This is a genomic window from Curtobacterium sp. NPDC086286 (assembly GCF_044746255.1).
Taxonomy (GTDB): domain Bacteria; phylum Actinomycetota; class Actinomycetes; order Actinomycetales; family Microbacteriaceae; genus Curtobacterium.
Genome location: NZ_JBIVBW010000009.1, coordinates 90,122 through 112,346 on the forward strand (window position 1 = coordinate 90,122; position 22,225 = coordinate 112,346).

At 71.8% G+C, this 22,225-nt stretch carries 25 protein-coding genes; 7 read left to right on the top strand and 18 right to left on the bottom strand.

Going from position 1 to position 22,225, the window contains the following annotated elements:
• Positions 1-23: 23 nt before the first annotated feature.
• The 5 genes from ACIPKM_RS16315 to ACIPKM_RS16335 all read right to left on the bottom strand — a co-directional run bounded on the left by ACIPKM_RS16315 (position 24) and on the right by ACIPKM_RS16335 (position 6,036).
• Entirely contained in the window at positions 24-1,931 is a 1,908-nt protein-coding gene (locus tag ACIPKM_RS16315) for an amylo-alpha-1,6-glucosidase (RefSeq protein WP_402737123.1), read from the bottom strand.
• Positions 1,928-2,752 carry a Type 1 glutamine amidotransferase-like domain-containing protein gene (locus ACIPKM_RS16320; protein WP_071296578.1) on the bottom strand — a complete coding sequence of 275 codons (825 nt, stop codon included), beginning with the start codon at positions 2,750-2,752 and terminating at the stop codon, positions 1,928-1,930. The genes ACIPKM_RS16315 and ACIPKM_RS16320 overlap by 4 nt, the downstream gene beginning before the upstream one ends.
• A gap of 10 nt (positions 2,753-2,762) precedes the next feature.
• Positions 2,763-3,566, bottom strand: coding sequence for a carbohydrate ABC transporter permease (locus ACIPKM_RS16325; RefSeq protein ID WP_402737163.1), 804 nt, complete (start codon positions 3,564-3,566; stop codon positions 2,763-2,765).
• A 158-nt stretch (positions 3,567-3,724) separates the two neighbouring features.
• On the bottom strand, positions 3,725-4,765 hold the full coding sequence (locus ACIPKM_RS16330) for a carbohydrate ABC transporter permease (protein ID WP_229086498.1): 1,041 nt from the start codon (positions 4,763-4,765) through the stop codon (positions 3,725-3,727).
• A gap of 5 nt (positions 4,766-4,770) precedes the next feature.
• Positions 4,771-6,036: an extracellular solute-binding protein gene (locus ACIPKM_RS16335; protein WP_402737124.1), complete on the bottom strand. Its 1,266-nt coding sequence runs from the start codon at positions 6,034-6,036 to the stop codon at positions 4,771-4,773.
• A 96-nt stretch (positions 6,037-6,132) separates the two neighbouring features.
• Between ACIPKM_RS16335 and ACIPKM_RS16340 the strand changes: the two genes are divergently transcribed.
• Complete coding sequence (locus ACIPKM_RS16340; protein WP_402737125.1) at positions 6,133-7,119, top strand: LacI family DNA-binding transcriptional regulator; 987 nt, start codon at positions 6,133-6,135, stop codon at positions 7,117-7,119.
• A 28-nt stretch (positions 7,120-7,147) separates the two neighbouring features.
• Here ACIPKM_RS16340 and ACIPKM_RS16345 read toward each other — a convergent pair whose 3' ends face one another.
• Complete coding sequence (locus tag ACIPKM_RS16345; RefSeq protein ID WP_402737126.1) at positions 7,148-8,119, bottom strand: nucleoside hydrolase; 972 nt, start codon at positions 8,117-8,119, stop codon at positions 7,148-7,150.
• Positions 8,120-8,256: 137 nt separating this feature from the next.
• Between ACIPKM_RS16345 and ACIPKM_RS16350 the strand changes: the two genes are divergently transcribed.
• A complete protein-coding gene (locus tag ACIPKM_RS16350) occupies positions 8,257-8,913 on the top strand; it encodes a hypothetical protein (RefSeq protein WP_402737127.1) in 657 nt (218 codons plus the stop codon).
• On the opposite strand, the gene ACIPKM_RS16355 is transcribed toward ACIPKM_RS16350, so the two are convergent.
• Positions 8,910-9,521 (bottom strand): helix-turn-helix transcriptional regulator, encoded by a 612-nt coding sequence (locus ACIPKM_RS16355; RefSeq protein ID WP_309778083.1) that lies wholly within the window; start codon positions 9,519-9,521, stop codon positions 8,910-8,912. The two genes, ACIPKM_RS16350 and ACIPKM_RS16355, sit on opposite strands and share 4 nt — an antisense overlap.
• Positions 9,522-9,588: 67 nt before the next feature.
• Here ACIPKM_RS16355 and ACIPKM_RS16360 point away from each other — a divergent pair, with 67 nt between their 5' ends.
• Positions 9,589-10,578 (top strand): NAD(P)/FAD-dependent oxidoreductase, encoded by a 990-nt coding sequence (locus tag ACIPKM_RS16360; RefSeq protein WP_402737128.1) that lies wholly within the window; start codon positions 9,589-9,591, stop codon positions 10,576-10,578.
• Here the strand turns inward: ACIPKM_RS16360 and ACIPKM_RS16365 are convergent.
• From ACIPKM_RS16365 to ACIPKM_RS16385, 5 genes are all read right to left on the bottom strand, one after another.
• Positions 10,563-11,228, bottom strand: a complete 666-nt coding sequence (locus ACIPKM_RS16365; protein WP_402737129.1) for a pentapeptide repeat-containing protein — start codon at positions 11,226-11,228, stop codon at positions 10,563-10,565. The two genes, ACIPKM_RS16360 and ACIPKM_RS16365, sit on opposite strands and share 16 nt — an antisense overlap.
• Before the next feature lie 4 nt (positions 11,229-11,232).
• Positions 11,233-11,652, bottom strand: coding sequence for a DUF6314 family protein (locus tag ACIPKM_RS16370; RefSeq protein WP_402737130.1), 420 nt, complete (start codon positions 11,650-11,652; stop codon positions 11,233-11,235).
• Between the two features lie 9 nt (positions 11,653-11,661).
• On the bottom strand, positions 11,662-12,009 hold the full coding sequence (locus tag ACIPKM_RS16375; protein WP_402737131.1) for an SHOCT domain-containing protein: 348 nt from the start codon (positions 12,007-12,009) through the stop codon (positions 11,662-11,664).
• Between the two features lie 75 nt (positions 12,010-12,084).
• Positions 12,085-13,122 (bottom strand): NAD-dependent epimerase/dehydratase family protein, encoded by a 1,038-nt coding sequence (locus tag ACIPKM_RS16380; protein ID WP_402737132.1) that lies wholly within the window; start codon positions 13,120-13,122, stop codon positions 12,085-12,087.
• Positions 13,122-14,315, bottom strand: coding sequence for a zinc-dependent alcohol dehydrogenase (locus tag ACIPKM_RS16385; protein WP_261646566.1), 1,194 nt, complete (start codon positions 14,313-14,315; stop codon positions 13,122-13,124). Before ACIPKM_RS16385 ends, ACIPKM_RS16380 begins: the two co-directional genes overlap by 1 nt.
• A 338-nt stretch (positions 14,316-14,653) precedes the next feature.
• On the opposite strand from ACIPKM_RS16385, the gene ACIPKM_RS16390 reads away from it, so the two are divergent.
• Complete coding sequence (locus tag ACIPKM_RS16390) at positions 14,654-15,472, top strand: polysaccharide deacetylase family protein (RefSeq protein ID WP_402737133.1); 819 nt, start codon at positions 14,654-14,656, stop codon at positions 15,470-15,472.
• On the opposite strand, the gene ACIPKM_RS16395 is transcribed toward ACIPKM_RS16390, so the two are convergent.
• A complete protein-coding gene (locus ACIPKM_RS16395) occupies positions 15,464-16,099 on the bottom strand; it encodes a TetR/AcrR family transcriptional regulator (RefSeq protein WP_402737134.1) in 636 nt (211 codons plus the stop codon). The two genes, ACIPKM_RS16390 and ACIPKM_RS16395, sit on opposite strands and share 9 nt — an antisense overlap.
• A 54-nt stretch (positions 16,100-16,153) precedes the next feature.
• Between ACIPKM_RS16395 and ACIPKM_RS16400 the strand changes: the two genes are divergently transcribed.
• Positions 16,154-16,480, top strand: a complete 327-nt coding sequence (locus ACIPKM_RS16400) for a hypothetical protein (RefSeq protein ID WP_070417220.1) — start codon at positions 16,154-16,156, stop codon at positions 16,478-16,480.
• On the opposite strand, the gene ACIPKM_RS16405 is transcribed toward ACIPKM_RS16400, so the two are convergent.
• A complete protein-coding gene (locus tag ACIPKM_RS16405) occupies positions 16,464-16,964 on the bottom strand; it encodes a GNAT family N-acetyltransferase (protein WP_402737135.1) in 501 nt (166 codons plus the stop codon). The two genes, ACIPKM_RS16400 and ACIPKM_RS16405, sit on opposite strands and share 17 nt — an antisense overlap.
• A 51-nt stretch (positions 16,965-17,015) precedes the next feature.
• Between ACIPKM_RS16405 and ACIPKM_RS16410 the strand changes: the two genes are divergently transcribed.
• Positions 17,016-17,600, top strand: coding sequence for a TetR/AcrR family transcriptional regulator (locus ACIPKM_RS16410; RefSeq protein WP_402737136.1), 585 nt, complete (start codon positions 17,016-17,018; stop codon positions 17,598-17,600).
• A 49-nt stretch (positions 17,601-17,649) separates the two neighbouring features.
• Here the strand turns inward: ACIPKM_RS16410 and ACIPKM_RS16415 are convergent, their stop codons facing one another.
• Positions 17,650-18,546, bottom strand: a complete 897-nt coding sequence (locus ACIPKM_RS16415) for an aminoglycoside phosphotransferase family protein (RefSeq protein WP_261646561.1) — start codon at positions 18,544-18,546, stop codon at positions 17,650-17,652.
• Between the two features lie 22 nt (positions 18,547-18,568).
• Between ACIPKM_RS16415 and ACIPKM_RS16420 the strand changes: the two genes are divergently transcribed.
• The gene (locus ACIPKM_RS16420) at positions 18,569-18,937 is read left to right on the top strand and encodes a nuclear transport factor 2 family protein (RefSeq protein WP_070417224.1); all 369 of its coding nucleotides are present in this window, start codon (positions 18,569-18,571) and stop codon (positions 18,935-18,937) included.
• 61 nt (positions 18,938-18,998) lie between these two features.
• Here the strand turns inward: ACIPKM_RS16420 and ACIPKM_RS16425 are convergent, their stop codons facing one another.
• The 3 genes from ACIPKM_RS16425 to ACIPKM_RS16435 are packed head-to-tail and all read right to left on the bottom strand — an operon-like array spanning position 18,999 to position 22,218.
• Entirely contained in the window at positions 18,999-19,649 is a 651-nt protein-coding gene (locus ACIPKM_RS16425; protein ID WP_261646560.1) for a DNA alkylation repair protein, read from the bottom strand.
• Entirely contained in the window at positions 19,646-20,518 is an 873-nt protein-coding gene (locus ACIPKM_RS16430; protein WP_254790946.1) for a sulfite exporter TauE/SafE family protein, read from the bottom strand. Before ACIPKM_RS16430 ends, ACIPKM_RS16425 begins: the two co-directional genes overlap by 4 nt.
• Positions 20,461-22,218: a helicase HerA domain-containing protein gene (locus tag ACIPKM_RS16435; protein WP_083403510.1), complete on the bottom strand. Its 1,758-nt coding sequence runs from the start codon at positions 22,216-22,218 to the stop codon at positions 20,461-20,463. The genes ACIPKM_RS16430 and ACIPKM_RS16435 overlap by 58 nt, the downstream gene beginning before the upstream one ends.
• Positions 22,219-22,225 lie beyond the last annotated feature (7 nt).

Here is a 22,225-nt window from a genome sequence, read left to right on the forward strand (position 1 = left end):
CGCCGGATCCCTGCGACGGCGGCCTACCGGAGCGCCACCCAGACGGGGAAGGCGGCGGCGGCACTCCAGGCCTGCGGGCGGCAGGCGGCCGGGTACGGGGCCGGACGTGTGACGGCGGAGGCGTCGTCGCCGGCGTGCAGCTCGGGCATCCGGAAGTCGAACGCCACCGCCGCGGCGAGCAGCTGCTCGGACAGGACCCGGGCCTCGTCGTGGTGTCCGGACCGGATGAGGCCCGTGATCACCACGGCGGTGTCGTGCGCCCAGACGGTGCCCCCGTGGTAGCTGAGCGGCCAGTACCCGGCGGCGGTCGTGGAGAGCGTCCGGAGGCCGAAGCCGCTCGCCAGGTCCGGGCTCACGACGCGTGCTGCGACGACGGCTTCCTCGTCCGGGGTGAGCAGGCCGGTGCCGAGCAGGTGGCCGATGTTGCTCGTGGCGGAGTCGACGGGGCGCTTGCGGGCGTCGAGGGCGATCGCCGGGTACCGACCGATGTCGTCGGCCACCCAGAAGGCGTCGCGGAAGCGATCGGCCAGGCGCGCGGCCCAGGCACGCCACTCGTCGCCGCCGGCACGGCCGAACGCATCGAGCAGGTCGGCACCGTGCACCGCGGCCTCGTGCGCGTAGCCCTGCACTTCGCACAGCGCGATCGGGCCGTCGGCGAGGGTGCCGTCCCGCCACTGCACGCTGTCCCCGGAGTCCTTCCAGCCCTGGTTCGCCAGCCCCCGGCCGGACTCGTCGACGTACTCGAGCAGCCCGTCGCCGTCCGCGTCGCCGTGGTCGCGCATCCACGCCAGGGCGCGTTCGAGCGTCGGCAGGAGCGCCTCGACCTCGGCGTCGGGGAGCCCCGCACGCCAGGCGTCGTGGAGCAGGCACGCCCAGAGCGCCGTCGCGTCGACGGTCCCGTAGTAGAGCGGTGGCAGGGAGATCTCGTCGTTGTCGACCGGCAGGGACGCCTGGCGCAGCTCGTGCATGATCTTGCCGGGCTGCTCGGCGGTCGCGGGGTCGTCCGCGGTGCCCTGCAGCGCGGCGAGGACCCGGAGGGTGCCCCCGGCGGTGCTGGTGTCGACGGGCAGCAGGAAGCGGGCGGCCCAGATCGCGTCGCGGCCGAACAGGGTGAAGAACCAGGGGGCGCCGGCCGCGATGAACTCGCCCTCGGGCCGTGCCAGCCGGAGTGCGTCGAGATCGTCGGTGGCACGCTCCAGCCAGCGCCGGAGCCGGTCGTCCCGCACGCCGGCCGGGACGTCGAACGGGCGCGGGGTCGTCACGCCGGTGACGACGGCGTCGGGCGTCTCCACGGCGCAGTCCCACGCGAGGTCGACCTGGTGCGCGCGCTCCGTCCGCCAGCGCAGCACGACGTCACCGTCCTCGACGCGGACGGATGCTCCGGGGGCGTCGAGCCGGACCCGTACGGAGCCCGAGGTCCACGATGCGGTCTGCTCCGAGGCGTCGGCGGGGACGGGCTGGGGGCCGTGACCGGCCTTCACCGCGTCCATCCCGGCGGCGTCCGGGGTCAGCCTGACGGTCACGACGAGCTCCGCGGTGCTCGCGCCGGGCCCCTGGAGCCGATCGGTGATGCGCAGGCGTTCCGCCACCCCGTCGATGCGCACCGTCCGACGACGGTCGAGGCGGACGTCCGGATCGGCCCCGGTACCGTCGAGGCCGCGCAGGAGTCCGCTGAAGACGACCTCGCGGGCACCGGCGGGCACGACGGCGATCGGTTCCACCGCGGAGTGCTCGACGCTGACGCGCACGGCGGAGACGAACCGCTGGTCGCCGGTCCAGTAGCCGTGCACGGGGTTCGCGCCGATGGCACCGTCCCGACCGGACCATGCCTGCGTCGGTGCCGCGATGACGGCGACCTCGTCGTGGAGCAGGGGCTGCAGCGTGGCGGTTGTGGCAGCGGCGGTGGTGGTGTTCGTGGTGGTGGAGGTCATGGGGCTTCCTCGTCGACGGGTTCGGGGGACGGGGTCCAGGCGCTGGGTGTCCAGCTCGGTACGGATCGGGGTGCGTCCGGCAGACGACGCACGGGCAGGGGCTCGGCACGGATGCCGGTCGGGTCGCCGGGGGCACGGGCGATGCGCACCGCGCCGCCTCCGTCGTGGTCGGTGACGGCTTCGACGAACGTGGCCGAGCGCCCACGGTGGACGACGCCGACGCCCTCGTCGAGCTCGATGCCCGCCGGGAGGTCCCCCGCGGCGACGGCCGCGCGGAAGACCGGCGACCGGTCCGGGTCCGAGTCGGTGTGGACACCGAGCGAGCCGGACACGAAGCCGAGTCCGTCGGCGAGGACCGACGGCTGCGGGCCGTGGCTCTGCGTGACGCCGCCGGTGTGCCAGCAGAGCGCGCCGGCCGATCCACCGGCGAGCACCACCCCGGCTCCCCAGGCCTCACGCAGGACCTCGTCGAGACCGTGGGCACGCCACACGGCGAGGAGGTTGACCACGGAGCCGCCCGAGACCCAGACGACGTCCGCACCGAGGACGGCGTCGCGCAGGGACGGCACGTTCCGTCTCGGGAAGAACCGCAGGTGCGACGCCTCGACACCGGCCGTACGGGCCGCTGCGAGCTCTGCCCCTTCGACGGTCCGCTGGTCGCCGCCGGCGGTGTTCACGTGCAACACGCGTGGCGGCCGACCGGCGGGGACGCGGGCGAGCCGGACGGCCTCGAACAGGAGCGGACCGTAGGCCGAGTCGTCCCACTCGCCGCCGACCAGACCGCCGCAGGTGGCCAGGATCGTGGGTTCGGTGGCGGTCACGTCGGGGTGCTCATTCCTTGACCGCCCCGTCGCTGCCGTTCATGATGCGCTTCTGGAACACGAAGAACGCGACCGCCACGGGGATGGTCATGACGAAGGCCGCCGCGAGCTTGACCGGGAACTGGTTCCCGGCGCTCAGCGCGCCCGACGCCAGTGATGCGACGCCCTTCGTGAGCGTGGTGAGGTCGGGCGACGAGGTCGACACGATGAAGTGCGCGAGCTCGTTCCACGATCCCTGGAACGACAGGATGGTGATCGTCACGACGGCCGGACGCGCCATCGGGAGCACGACCGACCAGAAGGTCCGGAACGTGCCGGCACCGTCGATCTTCGCCTGCTCCTCGACGCTCACCGGGATCGATTCGAAGAAGTTCTTCATGATGAACACCCCGGCGGCATCCACGAGCAACGGCACGATCATGCCCGAGTACGAGTCGTACATGCCGAGCTGGTTGATCACGAGGAACTTCGGGATGAGCAGGACCACGCCCGGCACCGCCATGACGGCGATGAGCAGAGCGAAGACGGTCTGGCGACCCGGGAACCGCAGTCGCGCCAACGCGTACCCGGCGAGGGAGTCGAAGAAGATCCGGCCGAGCGTGACGAAGACCGCGACGATGATCGAGTTCATCGCCCAGATCCCGAAGTCGGAGTTCTCGAAGAGGGTCTGGAACGCCGCGCCGGTCCAGGTGACGGGGAGCGCCAGCGGGTGCAGGGAGGCGTCCTGGTCGGTCTTGAACGCGTTCACGATCGCGACGTAGAACGGCAGCAGGTAGACGACGGCGATCAGGACGCCGAACACCAGCAGCACCATGCTCCGCGGCGTGAGCCGACGTGGCCGCCGGCCGGGGCCGGGTGCCTGCGTGACGGTGGTGGCGCCGAGGTCCGGCACCGCGCCTCCTGGCACTGCCGCCCTGGAGGCGCGGGTCGGCTCGGTCCCGCCGCCTGCGGTCGCCGGGGTGGGTGCGCTGGTCATCGTGTGCTCCCCTTCTCGATCCACCGCATCCGACGGCGGGACACCGGGCGGTCGCGCAGCGCCCACCGCTGCAGCAGCGTGAAGACGACGATGATGCCGAACAGGATGAAGGCGATGGCTGCGCCGACGCCCCACTGCTGGCTCTGGAACGCGGACGTGTACGACAGGAACGCCGGCGTGAGCGTCGTGTTCGCCGGGGCGCCCTTCGTGCCCGTGTAGATCTGGTCGAAGACCTGCCACGTCCCGATCAGCCCGAGCGTCAGCACCGTGAAGAGCGTCGGGCGCAGCTGCGGCAGGGTGACCCGCCAGAACCGCGTCCAGGACCCGGCGCCGTCGATCATCGCCGCCTCGTCGACCTCCGGCGAGAGGTTCTGCAGCGCCGCGATGAACAGCAGCATGAAGGTGCCGCTCGTCGTGAACACCGCGAGCAGGATGAACGCGGTCATCGCGACCGACGGACCCGCGAGCCACTCCCACCACGAGATGCCGAGCATCGTGTGGTCGGCGAGGAAGGCCGGTGGTGTGCCTGCGCCGAGGTGGAACAGGCCGGTGGGCTCGTTGAACCAGTTCGGTCCGTTGATCCCCGCCCAGCTGATGATCTTGTTGACGGCTCCCGTCGACGAGAACAGGAACAGCCAGAGGACGGTGATGGCGACCGAACTCGTCACCGAGGGGAAGTAGAACGCGGTCCGGAAGAACCCGCGCCCGCGCAGTGCCCGACCGCTGACGAGCAGGGCGAGCCCGAGCGCCACCGCGGTCTGCAGCGGGACGACGAACACGACGTACCAGAGGTTGTTCCGCAGCGCGGTGCCGAAGTTCTGCTCGTCGAGGCCCCCGCCGCCGAGGATCTTGGCGTAGTTCTGCCCGCCGACGAAGGAGACGTCGGACGAGAACGGGCTGCCGACACCCCGCCAGTCGGACACGCTGACCCAGGCCGCCATGACCACCGGCACGGCGAGGAACAGGCCGAGGACGATGATCGTCGGCGCGGTGAACAGCCAGCCCGAGACGGCTTCGGCACGGTTCTTCCGGGACACGTCCGTCAGCCCTTCAGCGCGGCGGCCATGTTCTTCTGGACGCCCTCGAGCAGGGTCTTGGTGTCGGTCGTCCTGAGGCTGCCGAGCTTCGAGTCGAAGTCGGCGATCACGTCGGCGGTCCCGGACGCGTTCGGCAGGCCCTGGGCGGCGTCCGCCTGGTCGAGGAACGCGGCGTACTGCGGGTACTCCTGCTTCCAGGTGCCGGCGGCCGACTCGACCGAGGGCATCACACCGAACGCCTTCGCGAAGGCGAGCTGCTGGTCGGTGCTCGTCATCTTCTCGACGAAGGACAGCGCTGCCTTCTGGTTCGGGGAGTCCTTCGCGATGCCCCAGCAGTTCGTGAACTGCAGCGTGCCGGCACCCTTCGGGCCCTTCGGCAGGGCGACGACCTTGTAGTCCACGCTCGGGTAGCTCGACGACATCGCCCCGGTGAGCCAGTTGCCCTCGATGGTCATCGCGGCCTTGTCCTTGCCGAACGCGTCACCTCCCCAGCTCTCGCCGAGGTCGCTCGAGAACTTCATCGAGCCGTCGTCGAGCAGGCCCTTCACGTAGTCGAGGGCCTCGACGTTCGCGGCCGAGTCGACCGTCGCCTTCGTCTGGGCGCTGTTCGTCAGGGCACCGCCGGCCTGGGTCATGAACGCCCCGAGACGCTCGATCTGCGGGCTGGTCGTGAGTCCGACCCGTCCGTCGCGGGTGAGCTCCTCGGAGACCGTCCGCAACTGGTCCCAGGTGGTCGGGACGTCGCTGTCGGTCAGCCCGGCGGCCTTCCAGTCCTTCGTGTTGATGAACAGCGCGAGGGTGGAGAAGTCCTTCGGCGCGCAGTACAGCTGGTCGTCCACGGTGAACGACTTCGTGAGCGTCGGGTAGAAGTCGCTCGTGTCCTCGAGCTGGTCGCCGTAGGCCAACAGCGAGCCGTTCGCGGCGTACCCGGCGAGGGACGACGTGCTGACGTAGAACACGTCGGCGGGCTTGCCGGCCGCGAAGCCCTGAGCGAGCTGCTGGTCGAGGTTGTTCGCCGGCTGCACCGTCGCGTCGGTGCCCGAGGACTTCGACCACGCGGCGGCGGCGCTCTTCACGGCGGCGGTCTCGGCGTCGCCCGACGAGCCGATGAGGACGGTGAGGGGGTCGTCGCTCGAGGTGAGCTTCGCGGCGCCACCGCCGGAACCGTTGCCGCCCGAGCTCGAGAAGCCGGAGCCACAGGCGGAGAGGGTCAGAGCTGCGGTGAGCGCCATCGCTCCCGCGGTCAGCATGCGTGCTGTGCGTCGTTGCATCAGGGGGACTCCTCGTCGAGTGCAGTACTTCGATCGTTCAAATTTGATCGATCAAACGAGTCGACCATACACCTGCGAGGCGCTACGGTGAACCCCATGTCGCATCCCGCCACCGTCGCCGACGTCGCCCTCGCCGCGGGCGTCTCGCGGCAGACGGTGTCGAACGCGTTGAACCGGCCCGAGGTCGTCCGCCCCGCGACGCTCACCAGGGTCCGGGCCGCCATCGACGACCTCGGGTACCGACCGCACGCATCCGCCCGTCGGCTCCGCACCCGCCAGAGCTCCACGCTCGGCGTCCGGCTGGAACCGGTGCACGGCATCTCCGGCGCCGTGCTCGACCGCTTCCTGCACGCGCTCGTCGAGTGTGCCGACCTGCGCGGGATGCGCATCCTGCTCTTCACCGCCACCGACGTCGACGACGAACTCGCACACATCGAACGCCTCGTCGAGGGCTCGGACGTCGACGGGTTCGTCCTCACCTCGACGTTCCACGGCGATCCCCGCGCGGCGTGGCTCGGCGCACGGGACATCCCCTTCGTGACCTTCGGCCGGCCGTGGGGTCTACCGGACATGGACGCCGCGCCGCACCCCTGGGTCGACGTCGACGGGTACGCGGGCGTGCACGACGCGACCGAGCACCTGGTGGCGCAGGGGCACCGCCGGATCGGGTTCCTGGGCTGGCCGAGCCCGTCCGGACAGGGTGACGAGCGCCGACGGGGCTGGCGGGACGCGATGCGCGCGGCCGGGCTGCCCGACGACCCCGGGCTCACGTGCGAGGACGACGTCACCGCGGCCACCGGCACGGTCGCGGCGGCGGTCGAGGGCGGCGCCGGGTTCGACGCGCTCGTCTGTGCGTCGGACACCCTCGCCCTCGGAGCCCGGTTCGCGCTCGGGGCGGCGGTGCCGGTGGTGGGCTACGACGACACCCCGGTGGCCGCGGCGGTGGGCGTCTCCAGCGTGGAGCAGCCCCTGGTCGAGGTCGCCGCGGCCGCGGTCGAGCTGCTCATGGGCGCCGGTCGGACCGTCCTGCCCGCATCGACCGGACACCGCCTGCTGGCTCCGCGGGTGGTCTGGCGGAGCTGAGACCGCGCGTCCACGCCCTGCCTCTGCGCTACCGACCGACGCCGTCGCGCCCGACCGACCCGCTCGACACCGTGCCGACGTGGAGGATGCGCTCGCGGATGACGTCCGCCGCACGATCGTCGGCCGTCACCACGACACGGACCGCCGGCCCGTCCGCAGCGGGGACCGTCCGGCCGTGCTCGACCCCACCGACCACCACGTCGAGCGGCGTGGTCCGGACGGAGGGCTCGACCTCGCCCGCCGCGACGGCCGCCGCCAGCGGGTCGTGGAGCGGTGCGCGACGGACGCGGTCGACCGACTCGTAGAAGTCGACGTAGCTGCGCAGCATCGTGCCGAGCGCGACCCGGAGTGGATCGCCGGCCGCCGTGAACCGGTCGGCATCGGCGTCGTCGAAGCGGTGCTGCCGGGTGACGTCGAGCGGCACGAGCACGAGGTCGAATCCGGCGCGGAGGACCCGCCTGGCGGCCTCGGCGTCGTTGTGGACGTTCGCCTCGGCGGTGGGCGACACGTTGCCCGCGTCCCACACGGCACCGCCCATGATCGTCAGCGTGCCGACGAGCTCCGGCAGACGCGGCTCGGCCTCGAGCGCGACGGCGAGGTTCGTGAGCGGGCCGATGGCCAGGACGTCGAGCTTCCGGTCACCGGCTGCGTGGTCGCGGGCCAGCCGGACGAGGAGCTCGGCGGCGGGGTCCTCCGCGGCCGCGACACCCGGCGGGAGGTCGACCCCGCCGATGCCGTTCGCCCCGTGCACGTGCGGTGCGCCGCCGCCGTACGAGCCGCCGATCGGGTCGTGCGCGCCGACCGCGACGGGCACGGTCCGGCCGCACAGGGCCAGCAGCGCCGCCGTGTTGACGGCCGCCGTCGCCGCGTCGGTGTTGCCGGAGACCGTACCGATGCCGACGAGGTCGACGTGCGGGACGTCGAGCAGGTACGTGAGGGCGAGGGCGTCGTCGACGCCGGTGTCGCAGTCGAGGAAGAGCGGGACGGTGGGCGTGGTCACCCGGTCATCCTCCCATCGCCGGCGGGAACCACCCCGGACACGATCCGATGACGATCGGACCGGTCCGGGGACGCCGACGACTACGGTCGGCTGCGGGGCCGCCGACCGGCCCGTGATCGCGGCACCAGGGGGAGCACATGCGACGGACGACGACCACGGGGAGCACGGCGATCGCGATCGCGCTCGCAGCGCTGGCCCTCACCGGCTGCGCCCAGGGCTCGACCGGCGCCGACCCTGCCCCGACCGGGACGACGTCCGCCGCGGCTCCGAGCGCCTCCCCGACCACGCCGGGCTCGACCCCGCATCCGACCTCGACGATCACCCCGGTGCCCGGGGTCGACGACGACGCCGGCCGGATCCCCGACTCGTGCGAGGCGCTCATCACGGCGGGCAAGTGGGACTCCTCGTTCGCGGGCTCGCCCCTGAACGACCCCACGGTGGTCGGCGACCCGGTGGTGGTGCCGAAGGACGACCTCACCCCGGTGCTCCAGCCGGACGGCAAGCAGCTCTCCTGCGTCTGGAAGGACCCCCGGGCGGACATCTCCTTCCTGTCGATCCGGGTCGCGACCGTCGACTCGACCAGGGCGTACCCGCACCTGAAGACGGCACTGGACGGGTACGACTGCTCCCTCGACGGCTACGGGTACCGCTGCCAGAAGGTCACGCAGAACGCCGAGTACCCGGTCACCGACGGCGACACGTACTACACGCGCGGCGACGTCGGCATCCACGTCCAGCAGTCGAACACGCCGACGTCGGGCCTCCTCGACGACGTCATCGCACACGTCTTCTAGCGGTCGGCGGGCCGCGACCGGATGTGCGCCCGCTCGCCCTGCGGCCCGTACAGGCACAGCACCTCGGTCACCTCGTCCGTGGTGTTCCCGACCCAGTGCGGCGTGTGCGTGTCGAACTCGACGACCTCGCCCGGCCCGAGGTCGAAGTCACGGTCGCCGAGGAGCAGCCGGAGCCGTCCGGACAGCACGTAGAGCCACTCGTAGCCCTCGTGCGTCCGGAGGGATCGATCGGTGTTCGCGGGCTCCGGCGGGATCAGCTGCTTGAAGGAGCGCACGCCGCCGGTCCGTCGGGTGAGCGGCACCACCACTCGGCCGCCGTGCCGCTCCGGCGCGAGGTGCACCCGCGGATCCCCGGTCCGAGGCGCCCCGACCAGGTCGTCGAGCGGCACCTGGTACGCCCGTGCGAGCGGCAACAGGAGCTCGAGCGTGGGCTTCCGCTGGCCCGACTCGAGCCGCGACAGCGTCGACACCGAGATCCCGGTCTCGGCGGCGAGCGCCGCGAGCGTGACGGCACGGCGCGTCCGCAGCGCGCGCAGTCGTGGGCCGACCCCGTCGACGACCTCGGCCGTCGTGCGCGGGGTGATCCGTTCCTCCCGATCCGTCGCCATGCCGACCATGTTGCCAGACCGGCAAGGATGTTTGCCGTCTGCGCGCACGGATCCGCAGGATGCAGGTATGCGTGATCACTACGACGTCATCGTGGTCGGCGGAGCAGCCGCCGGCCTGTCAGCAGCACTCGTCCTCGGCCGGTCGCGACGGTCCGTGCTCGTCGTCGACTCCGGCGAGCCGCGGAACGCCCGCGCCGAGGGGGTCCACAACTACCTGGGGCGCGAGGGCGCCTCGCCAGCGGAGCTCGGCTCGGTCGGCCGCGACGAGGTGGCCGCCTACGGCGTCGAGGTGACGTCCGGGAGGATCGTGGCCGCGTCCGCCACGGACGGTGACGGTGTCGACCCGGTCGGCTTCTCGGTCACGCTGGAGTCGGGCGCGGTCGTCGCGACACGCAGGGTGGTCGTCGCCTCCGGCGCCGTGGACGTCCTGCCGGAGGTCCCGGGCCTCGCCGAGCAGTGGGGGCGCGGTGTGGTGCACTGCCCGTTCTGCCACGGGTGGGAGATCCGCGACCAGCGCATCGGCGTGCTCGTGACGTCGCCGATCGGGGCGCACCAGGTGCTCATGTTCCGCGCGCTGAGCGAGGACGTGACGGCCTTCGTCGCGGACCCGACGCTCGTCGACGACACCACCCTGGCCGGTTTTGCCGCCCGCGGTGTCCGGGTCGTGACGGGACCGGTGCGCGACGTGGCGTCCGACGGTGATCGTCTCGCCGGCGTCTCGCTGGTGTCCGGCGAGTTCGTGGCGCTCGACGCCCTGGCCGCGGCGAGCACGGCGGAGGCGCGCATCGGGTTCCTCGAGGGACTCGGGCTCGAGGCCACCGACCAGTTCATGGGTGACCACCGGTACGCGAGCGCCCTGACGGTGGACGCCGCCGGACAGACGAGCGTGCGGGGCGTGTACGCGGCCGGGAACGTGGCGGCGCCGATGGCGACCGTCATCGCGTCGGCGGCGGCCGGGACGCAGGCGGGCGCGGCGGTGCACGGCGACCTCGTGCAGGCGGACCTGGCGCGCGCGCTGGCGACCGCGTCCGCGCCGGCGGGTCAGTCGACGCGGTAGCCCGCCTGGGCAGCGAGGAGCGGCGCGAGCGTGTACAGCTGGTCGGCGGCGATCGTCGCGCCGCGGAACCCCTCGAGCCGCTCCACCCGGTCGAGGTCGGCGCCCCGGAGGTCGACGTGCTCGATCCGGGTGTTCGAGCCCTCGGCCGCGCGGATCCTCGTCCCCTCGAACGACACCCGCAGCAGTCGGGCGTCGGCGATGTCCAGCTCGTCGACGACGCAGTCGCGGAACACCACGTCGGTGAGCGTCGACCCACGGAGGTTCACGAACCCGAGCTTCATCCCGACGAACTCGACGCCGTTCAGCCCCGCGTCGTACAGCTCGGCGGAACCGATGCGGCCGCCGGCGATCCGGACCTCGCGCCAGGAGCTGCTCGACGCCCGGAGCACCGGCGCGTCGAGCGTCTCGACCACCGAGTCACGCACCCGCAGTCCCCGGAGGTCGGCGCCGTCGACTCGGAGGGTGCCGATCACCGACTCCTCGATCTCGAGGTCCGGCAGCCGCTCCCCCGCGAGGTCGAACACGTCGATGCGCTTCCCCTCGATCCGGTCGCCCGTGAGGACCTCGCCGGGCCCGGGCGTCCAGTCGTCGAGGTCCGTCGGTTCGGTCAGGGTGATGCGCGGGGCGTCGGTACCGGAGCTGCGGGGCATGCGATCAGTCTGCCGCGTGGGACCGACGTCGCAGCGTGCTGTCGAGGACGTAGTCCTTCGCGGGACCGTGTGCCTCCCACCGGACCGTCCACCGATCGGCGTCCCCGGCGAGGACCCCGGAGTAGTCGTCGGGCGCGCACGCGTGCGACACCGCCGATCCCCAGACCCAGTCGTGGAACACCCGGCCGTCGGCGAAGTGCACGGTCCAGCGGCCGTCCGGGCCCCGGCGCACCCGGAGCGTCCGTGCCACGGGGACGGTCCGCCCGTCGAAGGCCATCGTGCCGGTCTCGTCCCAGCGGACCTCGTCCGGGGCCTCGCGCGTCAGCGTGGTCGTCCCGGTCACGAGGCCGTCGACCCCGGCACGCCGGTCGTGGACCGTGCGGCGCAGGGTCCACTCCCCGAGCAGGTCGATGGGCTGCAGCACCCGACCAGGCTAGCCGCGGAGGGCCTCGGTGCGGGCGGTGCGGTGCTCCTCGTCGGAGATGACGCCGCGGGCGAGCAGGTCGTCGAGCTCGGCGAGCCGCTGCTCGAGCGACTTCTCGGGCGCGAGCGTCCGGCTCTGCATGGCCTGGTACGCCAGGTCCTCCTCCATGGTGAACGGGTTCTGGCCCCGCTTCGCCATCCGGGCGCTGCGGAGGACGATCGTCACCACGATCGCGACGAACCCGAAACCGATCACGGCCGAGCCCACGCCGAACAGGACCCCGAACGCGCCGAAGTCGCCGAGCCCGCCGAAACCCCCGAACCCGCCGCTGCCGTCGCTGTACAGATCCCCGAACACGCCGTCCCCCTTCGTCGGAACGATCCGACCGTAGCGCTTCCCCGGCCCGGGCGCTGCCCCGCGAAGGGGCCACCCTCACCCGCTCAACGGCCCCGACCCCGGCACCCGCGCTCCGTCCGCGAACCCGGCCACGAGCTCGCGCAAGGCCTCCTCGGAAGTGTGCCGCGCCTCCCATCCGAGCACCGACCGCGCCCGGTCGGTCCGCATGATCGGCACCTGGGCCGCGATGTCCACCCACCCGGCGTCCGTCGGCTGCAACCGCAGCCGCCACGTGAGCGTGACGAGCCCGCGGATCAGCCACATCGGCGCCCGGATCGCCCCGAGCATGCCGAACGCCCGCGCCATCCTCGGCGGGTTGAGCACGGGTGTGGCAGCGATGTTGAACGCTCCGCCGGCACGTCGGTCGATCGCGCGCCAGAAGGCGTCGGCGACGTCGTCGGCGTGCACGGCCTGGAACACGAACGGCAGCGGCAACGGCAGGACCGCCCAGCGGATCCACCGGACGATCGACATCGGCACGAGTCGTCCGAGGAACAGTCCGCGGAGCTCGGCGGCGGCGCTGCGCTGGAAGACCAGTCCGGGGCGGAGCCGGGTCACGACGACGTCCGGGTGGCGAGCGGCGAAGGCGTCCATCGCCGCCTCGTTCTCGGCCTTGTGGATCGAGTACGTGGCGGTCGGGATGCCGGTGACGGGGAACTCCTCGTCGACGGGCGTCCGCTTGCCGTCCACGTCGACCCCGCGGTACGCCCCCACGGACGACGCGACGACGACCTGGGGGACGCCGACGCGCGCCACGGCCTCGAGGACGTTGGCGGTCCCGGTCACGTTCGTCCGGTACTGCGTCGGGATGTCGTGCGTCGGTTGCAGGGCCCAGCCGAGGTGGACCACCGCGTCGGCACTCCGGAACACCGCGGCCAACTGGTCGACCGCGTCCGGGGCACCGATGTCGACGGCGTGCCAGACGGCCGTCCCGTACGGCTCGGCACGGAGGTCCGGCAGCCGCCGAGCGATCCCGACGACCTCGACGGAGGTGCCCTCGGCACGGACCGCTGCCAGCCGCCGCAGCACGGCGGTCCCCAGGTTGCCGGTCGCGCCGACGACGACGATCCGCATCAGGCGGCGGCCAGTGCGGGGTCGAGCACGACCTTCACGCAGCCGTCCTCCTTCTTCTGGAACACCTCGTACATGTGCGGGGCGTCCTCGAGCGAGACCCGGTGGGTCGTCAGGTCGAGCGTCCCGAGCGGGTCCGACGGGTCCTGCACGAGCGGCATGATGTCGTCGATCCAGCGCTTCACGTTGCACTGTCCCTCGCGGACGGTGATCTGCTTGTCGAACAGCGTGAACATCGGCATCGGGTCCGCTCGACCGCCGTAGACACCGCTCAGCGAGACCGTGCCGCCACGGCGGACCAGGTCGATCGCCGCGTGCACGGCGGCGAGCCGGTCGACACCGGCGACCTCGATGGCCTTCTGCGCGATCGCGTCGGGCAGGAGTCCGGCGGCGCGCTGCGCGAACCCGGCGACCGGGTTGCCGTGCGCCTCCATGCCGACCGCGTCGACGACCCCGTCGGGACCGCGACCGTCGGTCAGGTCGATGAGCTGCGGCACGACGTCCTTCGTCAGGTCGAACACCTCGGCACCGTGCTTCGCCCCCAGGTCGCGGCGGACCTGCTCGGGGTCGACGGCGAGCACCCGGTAGCCGAGGTGCGCGCCGATCCGGGCCGCGAACTGTCCGACCGGACCGAGGCCGAGCACCGCGAGCGTCCCACCCTCGGGCACGTCGGCGTACTGCACGGCCTGCCAGGCGGTCGGCAGGATGTCGCTGAGGAACAGCCAGCGGTCGTCGGGCGTGCCGTCGTCCGGGATGACGATGGGCCCGTAGTCGGCGTGCGGCACGCGGAGGTACTCGGCCTGTCCGCCGGGGACCTGGCCGTACATCTTCGTGTAGCCGAACAGCGAGGCGCCCGTCCCGTACTCGGCGGTCTGGGTGGTCTCGCACTGCGACTGCAGGCCGTTGCGGCACATCCAGCAGTGGCCGCAGGAGATGTTGAACGGGACGACGACGCGGTCGCCCACCTTGAGGTTCGTGACGGCGGAGCCGACCTCCTCGACGATGCCCATCGGCTCGTGGCCGAGGACGTCGCCCTTGTCGATGTAGGCGCCCAGCACCCGGTAGAGGTGCAGGTCGGAGCCGCAGATCGCGGTCGAGGTGATCCGCACGATCGCGTCGGTCGGCTCCTGGATGGTCGGGTCGGGGACGGTCTCGACGGACACCTTCTCGGTGCCCTGCCAGGTCAGTGCGCGCACGTCGCGTTCCTCTCGTGGTCGCTTCGGGCCGGCCAGGAGGCGCGGCTCGTCTCCCCACGTCGGTACCCGCCCGCCCCGTGGTGCGTTCCCAGCCCCGTCCGGTCAGCGCGTTCGGTGGCGGACGCGAGCCGCGCCTCCTGGCCCGCCCGCGGCGACCCCGGGTCCCGCGTCAGCCGCCTGCCGGAGGTGCGCATCGGAACGACGTCTGCGCGCCGTGCACCGTGCGCACTCGTCGTCGCCCTGCGCAGTCCCGTGCTCGCGCCCGGTGGCCGACCGGCCAACCGGATCGTCCCGCCAGCCGATGCGCCCGACCGGCCGGTCGACCGAAGCTGGTGCCGATGGACCACCGCACCACCCGCCGCTCCCTGCTCGCCGGAGCGGGCGCCCTGCTCGCCGCCGGGGCGCTCTCCGCCTGCTCGCCGACCGGACCACGACGGGAGGTCGTCGCGACGCACCCGCCGACCCCGACGCGTTCCCCGACGCCCACTCCCACGCCGGCACCGACACCGACGTGGGTGCAGCCGACGATCTCGAGGACGCCGCTCCCGGCGGGCACCGTGACCGGACTGCCGGCGGGGACGCCCGGGATCGCGTGGACCGTCGACGACGGAGCGTCCTCTGACGTCGTCGGTGCCTACGCCCGCTTCGCCGCCGCGACCGGCACCCGGTTGACCTTCTTCGTGAACGGGGCGCGGCCCTCCTGGACGGAGCACGCCGACGCGCTCCGGCCCCTCGTCGAGTCGGGGCAGGTGCAGATCGGCAACCACACCTGGGACCACCCGGCACTGACGAAGCTCGGCGACCAGGCCATCGAGGACGAGCTGACGCGCAACCACGAGTTCATCGAGCGCACGTTCGGCGTCGACGCGCGCCCGTACTTCCGGCCGCCGTTCGGGTACCACGACGCCCGGGTCGACGCGGTGGCCGCACGCGTCGGCTACACCACGCCGTTGCTCTGGTACGGCACCCTCGCGGACTCCGGCGACATCGGTGCCGGGCAGATCGTCGGGTTCGCGGACCAGTGGTTCACGCCGGGCCGGATCGTGATCGGGCACGCGAACTTCCCGGGGACGATCGACGCGCTCCCCCGGCTGGGCGCGCTCGTCCGGCAGCGTCGGCTCGGGACGTACACGTTGGACGACGTGTTCTCACGCTGACCGCGGACCCCGCGCGGGACCGGGGCCGGGGTCGCCGGGATCGGCGGGGTCGGCGGGGTCGTGCCGGGTGGCCGTGACCCCGGGTCCTGCTTCGGTGCGTGCCAGCGCGCGACGGGCGGCGGCGCGGGCCTCGGCAGCGGTCGGGGCGGGTTCGAGCCCCAGCAGTCGCCGACGGTGTCGCTCCCCGAGGAGCAGCGTGAAGAGCGCTTCCGCCTCGCCCGGGTCCGCACCGGCGCGGACGAGCGCGGCCTGCGCCGTGAGCGGGCCGGCCTCGTGGAAGCCCCGTGCGAGTTCGGGCGAGCTGACGGCCGTGGCGATGACCAGCCGGTGCAGCGCAACCGCGCGGTCCGAGAGCAACGCCTCGACCACGGCGGTCGCGGTCGACTCGAGGTCGGGGTGCGCGTCGTCGCTGTACCCGTGGTGCCGCTGGACGACCGCCCGGAGCAGTGCCGCCTTGTCGCCGAAGGCCGTGTAGATCGTCCGCTTCGTGACCTCGGCCGCTGCGGCGACGCGGTCGAGCGAGACGTCCGCGAAGCCGTGCGCCAGGAAGAGGTCGGTCGCGACGTCGAGCACCCGTTCGTCGCGTGCAGCACGCTCCCCCGCGGTCGGTCGTCCTCGCTTGCCCATGGTCCGAGTGTACCGGTAATGATACGTTGGCGTTTCATTACGAGAGGATGCGCAATGGACGACGTGATCTGCCACGTGGCGATCGCCGACGACTGGGAGATGAGCCGCGGGTTCGGCGTGTACGAGGTCGCGACCCGGAACGTGCCGCTCGAACCCGGCGACCACGTCCGTGTGACCACCCCTGCGGAGGTCGATGCGATCGTGGCCGAGCGCTACGCCGACCTGTCCATCCCACTGCTCCGGATCGACCTGAGCGTCGCCGGACTCCGGGCCGGCGGCGTGGAGGTCGCCTGGCACGAGGGCACACCCCGGGTCCTCGGAGGCATCCCGATGGACCCGGACGTCGTCCTGGCCGAGACACCCATCAGTCCGCGGCGCTGACCGCGGGGACCACGTCGAGTCGCCGACCGAAGCACACCGAGTTCGTCGACCCGGCGTAGGCGCCGAAGAGCGGGATCGCCGTGTACCCCTCGCGCTCGTAGAACCGGATCGCGTCGGGCTGCGCCGTGCCGGTCTCGAGGACCACCGAGCCAGCGCCCGCCCGCACCGCTTCCCGCTCGAGCCGCCGGAGCACCGCCGTCGCCACACCGGTCCCCCGAGCGGACGGCGCCGTGTACATCCGCTTGATCTCCACGACCCCGGCACCGAGGACGTGGTCGGGGAGCGGCCGGAGTCCGCCGCAGGCGATCGCGGAGCCGTGCTCGTCACGGGCCAGGACGAACACCGGAACGTCGGCCGCGGTCGGCGGGACGCCGGGCTCGTGGTCGCTCGTTCCGTACCGCGCGTCGAGCTCCTGCCGCTGCGCTCGGCGGAGCCGGTCGGCGTCCGGGTGGTCGAACGGGACGGTCGTGATGGTCCAGCGCATGACGATCCTTTCTGTAACGACCGTTACGGTAACACCTGTTACGCTTCCGGTGTGCCCCGGACCCGAGACGATGCCGCCCAGCGGACCCGGCTGTCCGAGGCCGTCTTCACCACCCTCGCCGACCTCGGTCCGACGGGCCTGACGCTCCGTGCGGTCGCCGAACGCGCCGGGTGCACGACGGGGCTCGTCCTCCACACGTTCCCCGACAAGCGCGCCCTCCTCCTGCACGCCCGGGACGTCCTGCACGACCGCACGAGGGTCCGTGCCGACGCGCTCGAGGCGGACGCCCCGGATGCGGCATCAGCAGTGCGAGCCGTGGCCGGCGGCGCACTCGCGGTCGATGCCGGACGCCTCGCCGAGGCCCGGGCGTGGGTCGCGTTCCTCGCCGCTGCGCTCGGTGACCCCGTGCTGCGTGATCGGCACGTGACGAACAGCCGCGCCTTCGCCGAGCGACTCGCTCGACTGCTCGCGCTCGCGACCGGCCTCGCGGGTGCGGTGTGTGACGACCGCGCGGCTGCCCTGGCCGCGACCGTCGAGGGGATCACCGCGTTGGCCGCGGGCGACCCGGAGCGGTGGACGCCCGAGCGACAGCTCGCGGCGCTCGACCTCGTGCTGGACGCGGTGCTGACGCCCTAGTCCCGCCGACCCCGGCCCCGGCGGGCGGTCCGACTGCGTGACTCGGAGTTCAGGTCGCGACCGGATCGGCGAGGACCGCCCGCAGCACCGCCTCGTGCTCACTCCGGTCCCCCGGCCCGGCGCTCCCCGCGAGCATGATGAGCGCCTTCCAGAGCGCCCAGCCCCGAGCACGCGCCCACGTGTCCCCGTCGAGACCCACCGCGGCACGGAAGTCCCGGCGGGCATCGCCGTCGAGGAACGTCCACGCGAGGACGAGGTCGCACGCCGGGTCGCCGACGCCGCACGTGCCGAAGTCGATCACCGCGGAGAGCCGACCGTCCGCGCCGACGAGCAGGTTGCCCGGGGCGACGTCGCCGTGGAACCACACGGCGGGCCCGTGCCAGACCGAGGCCGTCGCAGCGTCCCAGACCGCTTCGCAGGCACGGCGGTCGACGGCGTCCCCGAGCGCGTCGAGCGCCGCCACCACCTCGGCCGCGTAGTGCGAGGGGTGCGCTCCCCGGTGGAACGAGTGCGCCCCGGCGACCGGCCCGTCCCCGGCCGGCACGGCCCGGAGCTGCCGGAGCACCGCGCCGACGTCGGCGGCGAAGGCCCGTCGGTCGAGGTCCGTCGCCCGGAGCGCGACCGTGCCGTCGATCCAGCGCCGGACCGACCACGGGAACGGGTACCCGTCGGCGGGGACGCCCAGGCCGACGGGCTCCGGCACCGGGACGTCGAGCCGCGACGCGAGGTACGGCAGCACCCGCTGCTCCTTCTCGACCGCCGCCACGTACCCGGCGGCGCTCGGCAGCCGGACCGCGAGCTCGCTGCCGAGTCGGTAGGTGCGGTTGTCCCATCCCTGCGGATCGACCTCGCGCACGGGCAGCCCGGACCACTGCGGGAACTGCGCGGCCACGAGCCGTTCCACGAGTGCGGCATCGATGCGGGGCCGGGGCACCTCGGTGTGCATGCCCCCAGGCTAGGCTCCGGGCATGGCCACCGTGTCCGAGCTGCTGACCGCGAACCTCCACGACGTCTTCGGGAACCGCGACGCCGCCTCCCGCCGTGCCGCGATCGAGCGGACGTACTCCCCCGACGTGACCTTCACCGACCCGGAGGGCACCGCCGTCGGCTGGGACGCCCTCGAGCAGAAGGCCGCCGAGCTCCTCGAGACCGTGCCCGGCGCCTTCCAGTTCGTCGAGGAGGGGCGTCGCTACGTCTCGGAGACGCACGGCGCACTCGCGTGGGGCTTCGGCCCGGTCGGGGCGCCCGCCGTGCGCGGGATCGACGTCGTCGAGGTCCGCGACGGTGTCGTCGTGTCGCTCACGACGTTCTTCGCGGAGCCCACCGAGTCCGACTGAGGGCACGCGCCGCGTCCGACTGAGGGCACGCGCCGCGTCCGACGGACGGCCGGCGGTCGCCTCAGCCGCGCAACCGGTCGCGTTCGGCCGCCGGCAGGTGCTCCGTCGCCGTCGCCCGTGCCGCCGGGCCCAGGAACCGCGCCTGCCGCTCGAGGAACGCCACGAGCGCGTCCTCCGACGCCCGCTTGCCGGTCTCGCGCAGCACCCACCCGAGTGCCGACTGCACGGTGTCGCTCCGCTCCCGCACGAGTCGCCCCGCGATGGCGAGCGGCACCTCGGCGTCGCCCTGCTTCACGAACGCCAGGGTCGCGACCAGAGCGATCCGCCGGACCATCGCAACGTCGGACTTCACGAGCGCGAACAGCGGTCCGGTCGAGCCGCCGACGAGCGGGGCGCCCACGAGTTCCTCCGCCCCGAGGTCGACCAGCACCGAGTCGTCGAAGCGCTCCGCCTTCGCCGCCGACAGGTACTCGTCGGTCAGCTCCGGGTCCGGGTGCTCCCGCATCGCCTGCACCATCAGGAGGACCGCGACGAGGCGTGCCCCCGCGTCCTCGCTCCAGAGCAGCGCGGACCGCTCGCCCTCGTCGAGGTCGGCGAACTGCCGCGCGACGCGTCGCGCCGCCGGCACGTCACCGCTCGTCCGTGCGAACGCCGCGAGCACGGCCTCCGCATCCGCCGGGTTCCGTCCACCACCGGCCTGGAGGCGCGTCACGCGACCTCCCCGTCCGTCGCCTCGTTCCGCGGCACGGCCCGGCGACCACGGCGCAGGACGATCACCGCGACCACCACGAGGAACGCGGCGAAGAGCCAGGTACCCACCTGCGGATCGACGAGGCGGGCGATCCACGCGCCTCCTGGAGAGCAGATCGCGGCCGTGATGCCGATCGTGAGGCCGACCCGCAGCTCCACCGCACGGCGACGGAGGTTCGCCACCGTGCCGGAGACCGACGTCGGCACCATCGTGAGCAGCGAGGTGCCCTTCGCCAGCAGGTCGCCCGCGCCGAGGACGACCTCGAGCCCCGGCACGATGACGACGCCACCGCCGACCCCGACGAGCCCCGACAGCACGCCCGAGAGCAGCCCGAGCAGCAGGAGCACGATCGCCTCGACGACCCCGAAGTGCACGTCGCCCCCACGCGTCGGCACCGTCGTGAACAGGGAGACGAGCACGACCGCGATGAACCCGACGAAGATCCACGGCAGGACCCGCAGCGGGAGCGCACGGAGGAGCCGCGCGCCGATCGGGGCCCCGACGACGCTGCCGACCGCCAGGGTCAGGGCCGCGAGCCAGTGCACCTCGCCCTGCACGGCGTAGGTGATCGCACCGACGACGGCCGCGGGGGCGATCGCCACGAGGGACGTCGCCGATGCCCGACGTTGGTCGAGTTGGAGGAACGCCATCAGTGCCGGCACGACGATGACCCCGCCGCCGACGCCGAACAGGCCGGAGAGCACCCCCGCGACCACCCCGATCGCCACCAACACGAGCACCCGACCGCCGCGCTTCTCCATCAAAACCGAGCCTAGACGTCCATCCTCACGACAACCGGTCCGTCGGAGTTGAAGGCAGGCCCAAAGCACAAGGCTTCGTATCGCTTCAAGGACGGCACCACCTGGCGCGCAATAGGGCCCACAATAGACTCTAGATACGAGAGAGAGGTGTCGTCCACCACGCGAAATACGATGTAGCTTTCGCATTGACTGAGAACAGACTTCGAAACAACCGCCGTTCTTTGCGAGACAAGAACAAACGAGAGGCCGAATTTTCTAGCCTGCATGACGTAGCGCGCCGACAATGCCGATGCGTCCTGCTCGGGCCGACTCGCAAAGTTCCACTCTGGGACGAGACTGTGCGCTTCCTCTAACAACACCACCCGGCTATTCGGTGAACCCGCCATGTACTCCGCATGCCCAGAGTTCATCATCTCCCGAACAAATACCTCTGTCGCAGCGGCCGGAGCCCCTCGCACATCCTGCACTGAGAACCCGTTCGAGAACGCGGCTCCGGTCGAATATGAAGCAATCGATCTCTTACTTGAGTACTCCCCGGTAACGTCGAGGACCACCACCTGCGCCATCTTGGAGAGTTGCTCCCCAATGTGAGCGACAGTTGTTGTCTTTCCCATTCCTGACATCCCGAGCACCGCGACATGGCCCCTAACAGCAGGATCAGTAGCGACGCCAATCGGCATCGAGGTACCAGGGAGCTCACCGACGCGAAAATGAGTGCTTGGCAGAGCGCTCGTCGAGGGTGCCGCAAGTCGGAGCGGAGCATGAGGCGGCAAAAGGCGCACGGAATGCCTGAGCCAACCGGCCACCTCGGTTCCCAGTTGCGTCGCAACGATGGACGCGCCCACCGCCTTCGAATTAGACCAGTTCATTTCGTTCAACTCGAGGTGAACGACTTGCAGCCACCGATCTGCACCGTCGACGTCAGCGGCCAGCACCTGACCGAGTTCGAGCGCTTCAAGAGAGGTGAAATGGACTAACGAGACGGTCGTACCGGGCCCTGCCACGCCTACAACGTTCGAATGCGCCCCCACCTCGACACCAACACTCCGCTGAAGACCACCGCCCGATACATCACCAGCCTGGGCAAGAGACACGACGGTCTGCCAGCCGGTCTGCCCAGGTAGTTGACCGGTCACCACACCTTCGCCCACGTCGGAGACACGAACGCGGCGTCCTGCTTCGATACGCCCCAATCCGCCGAGGAGCACGACGCCAGGCGCGATCGCGTCTATGAGCGCTCCATTCACCGTTGGCTCTTTACGCCACAGCGCGGCAAGGGGAACGACTTTTGGAGCGAATGCGACCAAGGTCGCAGCTATTACCAACCACACATACCTTGAATCACCAGCCGCAATGCGATTGACGGCGTAGAGCTGAAGCGCGGTAACCCCCAGCGCCACGGCAGTTCCCCACGATGAAACTCGGTAGGATACGCGCTTCAAAGCCGTGTCATCCGCAAGGAATATTGCCAATAATGCCGCTACGACAACGATCAAGCTAAGGCCGAGGTAGGAAACCCACAGCCCCCACAGGGGGCTCCGGTCAACAGTAAAGAACGCCGCGATGGCGCCAATCGCGTTAACCAACGCCGGCCGAGCCGCCGTATAGAACGGTTCGAGCAGTGACGCGGATAGGATTCCGCCAAGTGCCGTGTAGAACCACCAAGCCCCGTAAAATGCTTCACCCGTTAAGGATGCAACCGCCGTGAAAGCGAGGAGTACCACCAGTCCGAATAGTGCGCGGCGGCGTACGGAGTTCACCTGGAGCATCTGCCTT

Bases quoted from the DNA above. Each gene is read 5' to 3' on its own strand.
- ACIPKM_RS16415 (WP_261646561.1), bottom strand. From the start codon at position 18,546: ATGCACACCGAGGTGCCCCGGCCCCGCATCGATGCCGCACTCGTGGAA.
- ACIPKM_RS16315 (WP_402737123.1), bottom strand. From the start codon at position 1,931: ATGACCTCCACCACCACGAACACCACCACCGCCGCTGCCACAACCGCC.
- ACIPKM_RS16350 (WP_402737127.1), top strand. From the start codon at position 8,257: ATGCGACGGACGACGACCACGGGGAGCACGGCGATCGCGATCGCGCTC.
- ACIPKM_RS16325 (WP_402737163.1), bottom strand. From the start codon at position 3,566: ATGGTGCTGCTGGTGTTCGGCGTCCTGATCGCCGTCGTCTACCTGCTG.
- ACIPKM_RS16340 (WP_402737125.1), top strand. From the start codon at position 6,133: ATGTCGCATCCCGCCACCGTCGCCGACGTCGCCCTCGCCGCGGGCGTC.
- ACIPKM_RS16335 (WP_402737124.1), bottom strand. From the start codon at position 6,036: ATGCAACGACGCACAGCACGCATGCTGACCGCGGGAGCGATGGCGCTC.
- ACIPKM_RS16400 (WP_070417220.1), top strand. From the start codon at position 16,154: ATGGACGACGTGATCTGCCACGTGGCGATCGCCGACGACTGGGAGATG.
- ACIPKM_RS16405 (WP_402737135.1), bottom strand. From the start codon at position 16,964: ATGCGCTGGACCATCACGACCGTCCCGTTCGACCACCCGGACGCCGAC.
- ACIPKM_RS16435 (WP_083403510.1), bottom strand. From the start codon at position 22,218: ATGCTCCAGGTGAACTCCGTACGCCGCCGCGCACTATTCGGACTGGTG.
- ACIPKM_RS16360 (WP_402737128.1), top strand. From the start codon at position 9,589: ATGCGTGATCACTACGACGTCATCGTGGTCGGCGGAGCAGCCGCCGGC.
- ACIPKM_RS16365 (WP_402737129.1), bottom strand. From the start codon at position 11,228: ATGCCCCGCAGCTCCGGTACCGACGCCCCGCGCATCACCCTGACCGAA.
- ACIPKM_RS16395 (WP_402737134.1), bottom strand. From the start codon at position 16,099: ATGGGCAAGCGAGGACGACCGACCGCGGGGGAGCGTGCTGCACGCGAC.
- ACIPKM_RS16420 (WP_070417224.1), top strand. From the start codon at position 18,569: ATGGCCACCGTGTCCGAGCTGCTGACCGCGAACCTCCACGACGTCTTC.
- ACIPKM_RS16380 (WP_402737132.1), bottom strand. From the start codon at position 13,122: ATGCGGATCGTCGTCGTCGGCGCGACCGGCAACCTGGGGACCGCCGTG.
- ACIPKM_RS16355 (WP_309778083.1), bottom strand. From the start codon at position 9,521: ATGGCGACGGATCGGGAGGAACGGATCACCCCGCGCACGACGGCCGAG.
- ACIPKM_RS16390 (WP_402737133.1), top strand. From the start codon at position 14,654: ATGGACCACCGCACCACCCGCCGCTCCCTGCTCGCCGGAGCGGGCGCC.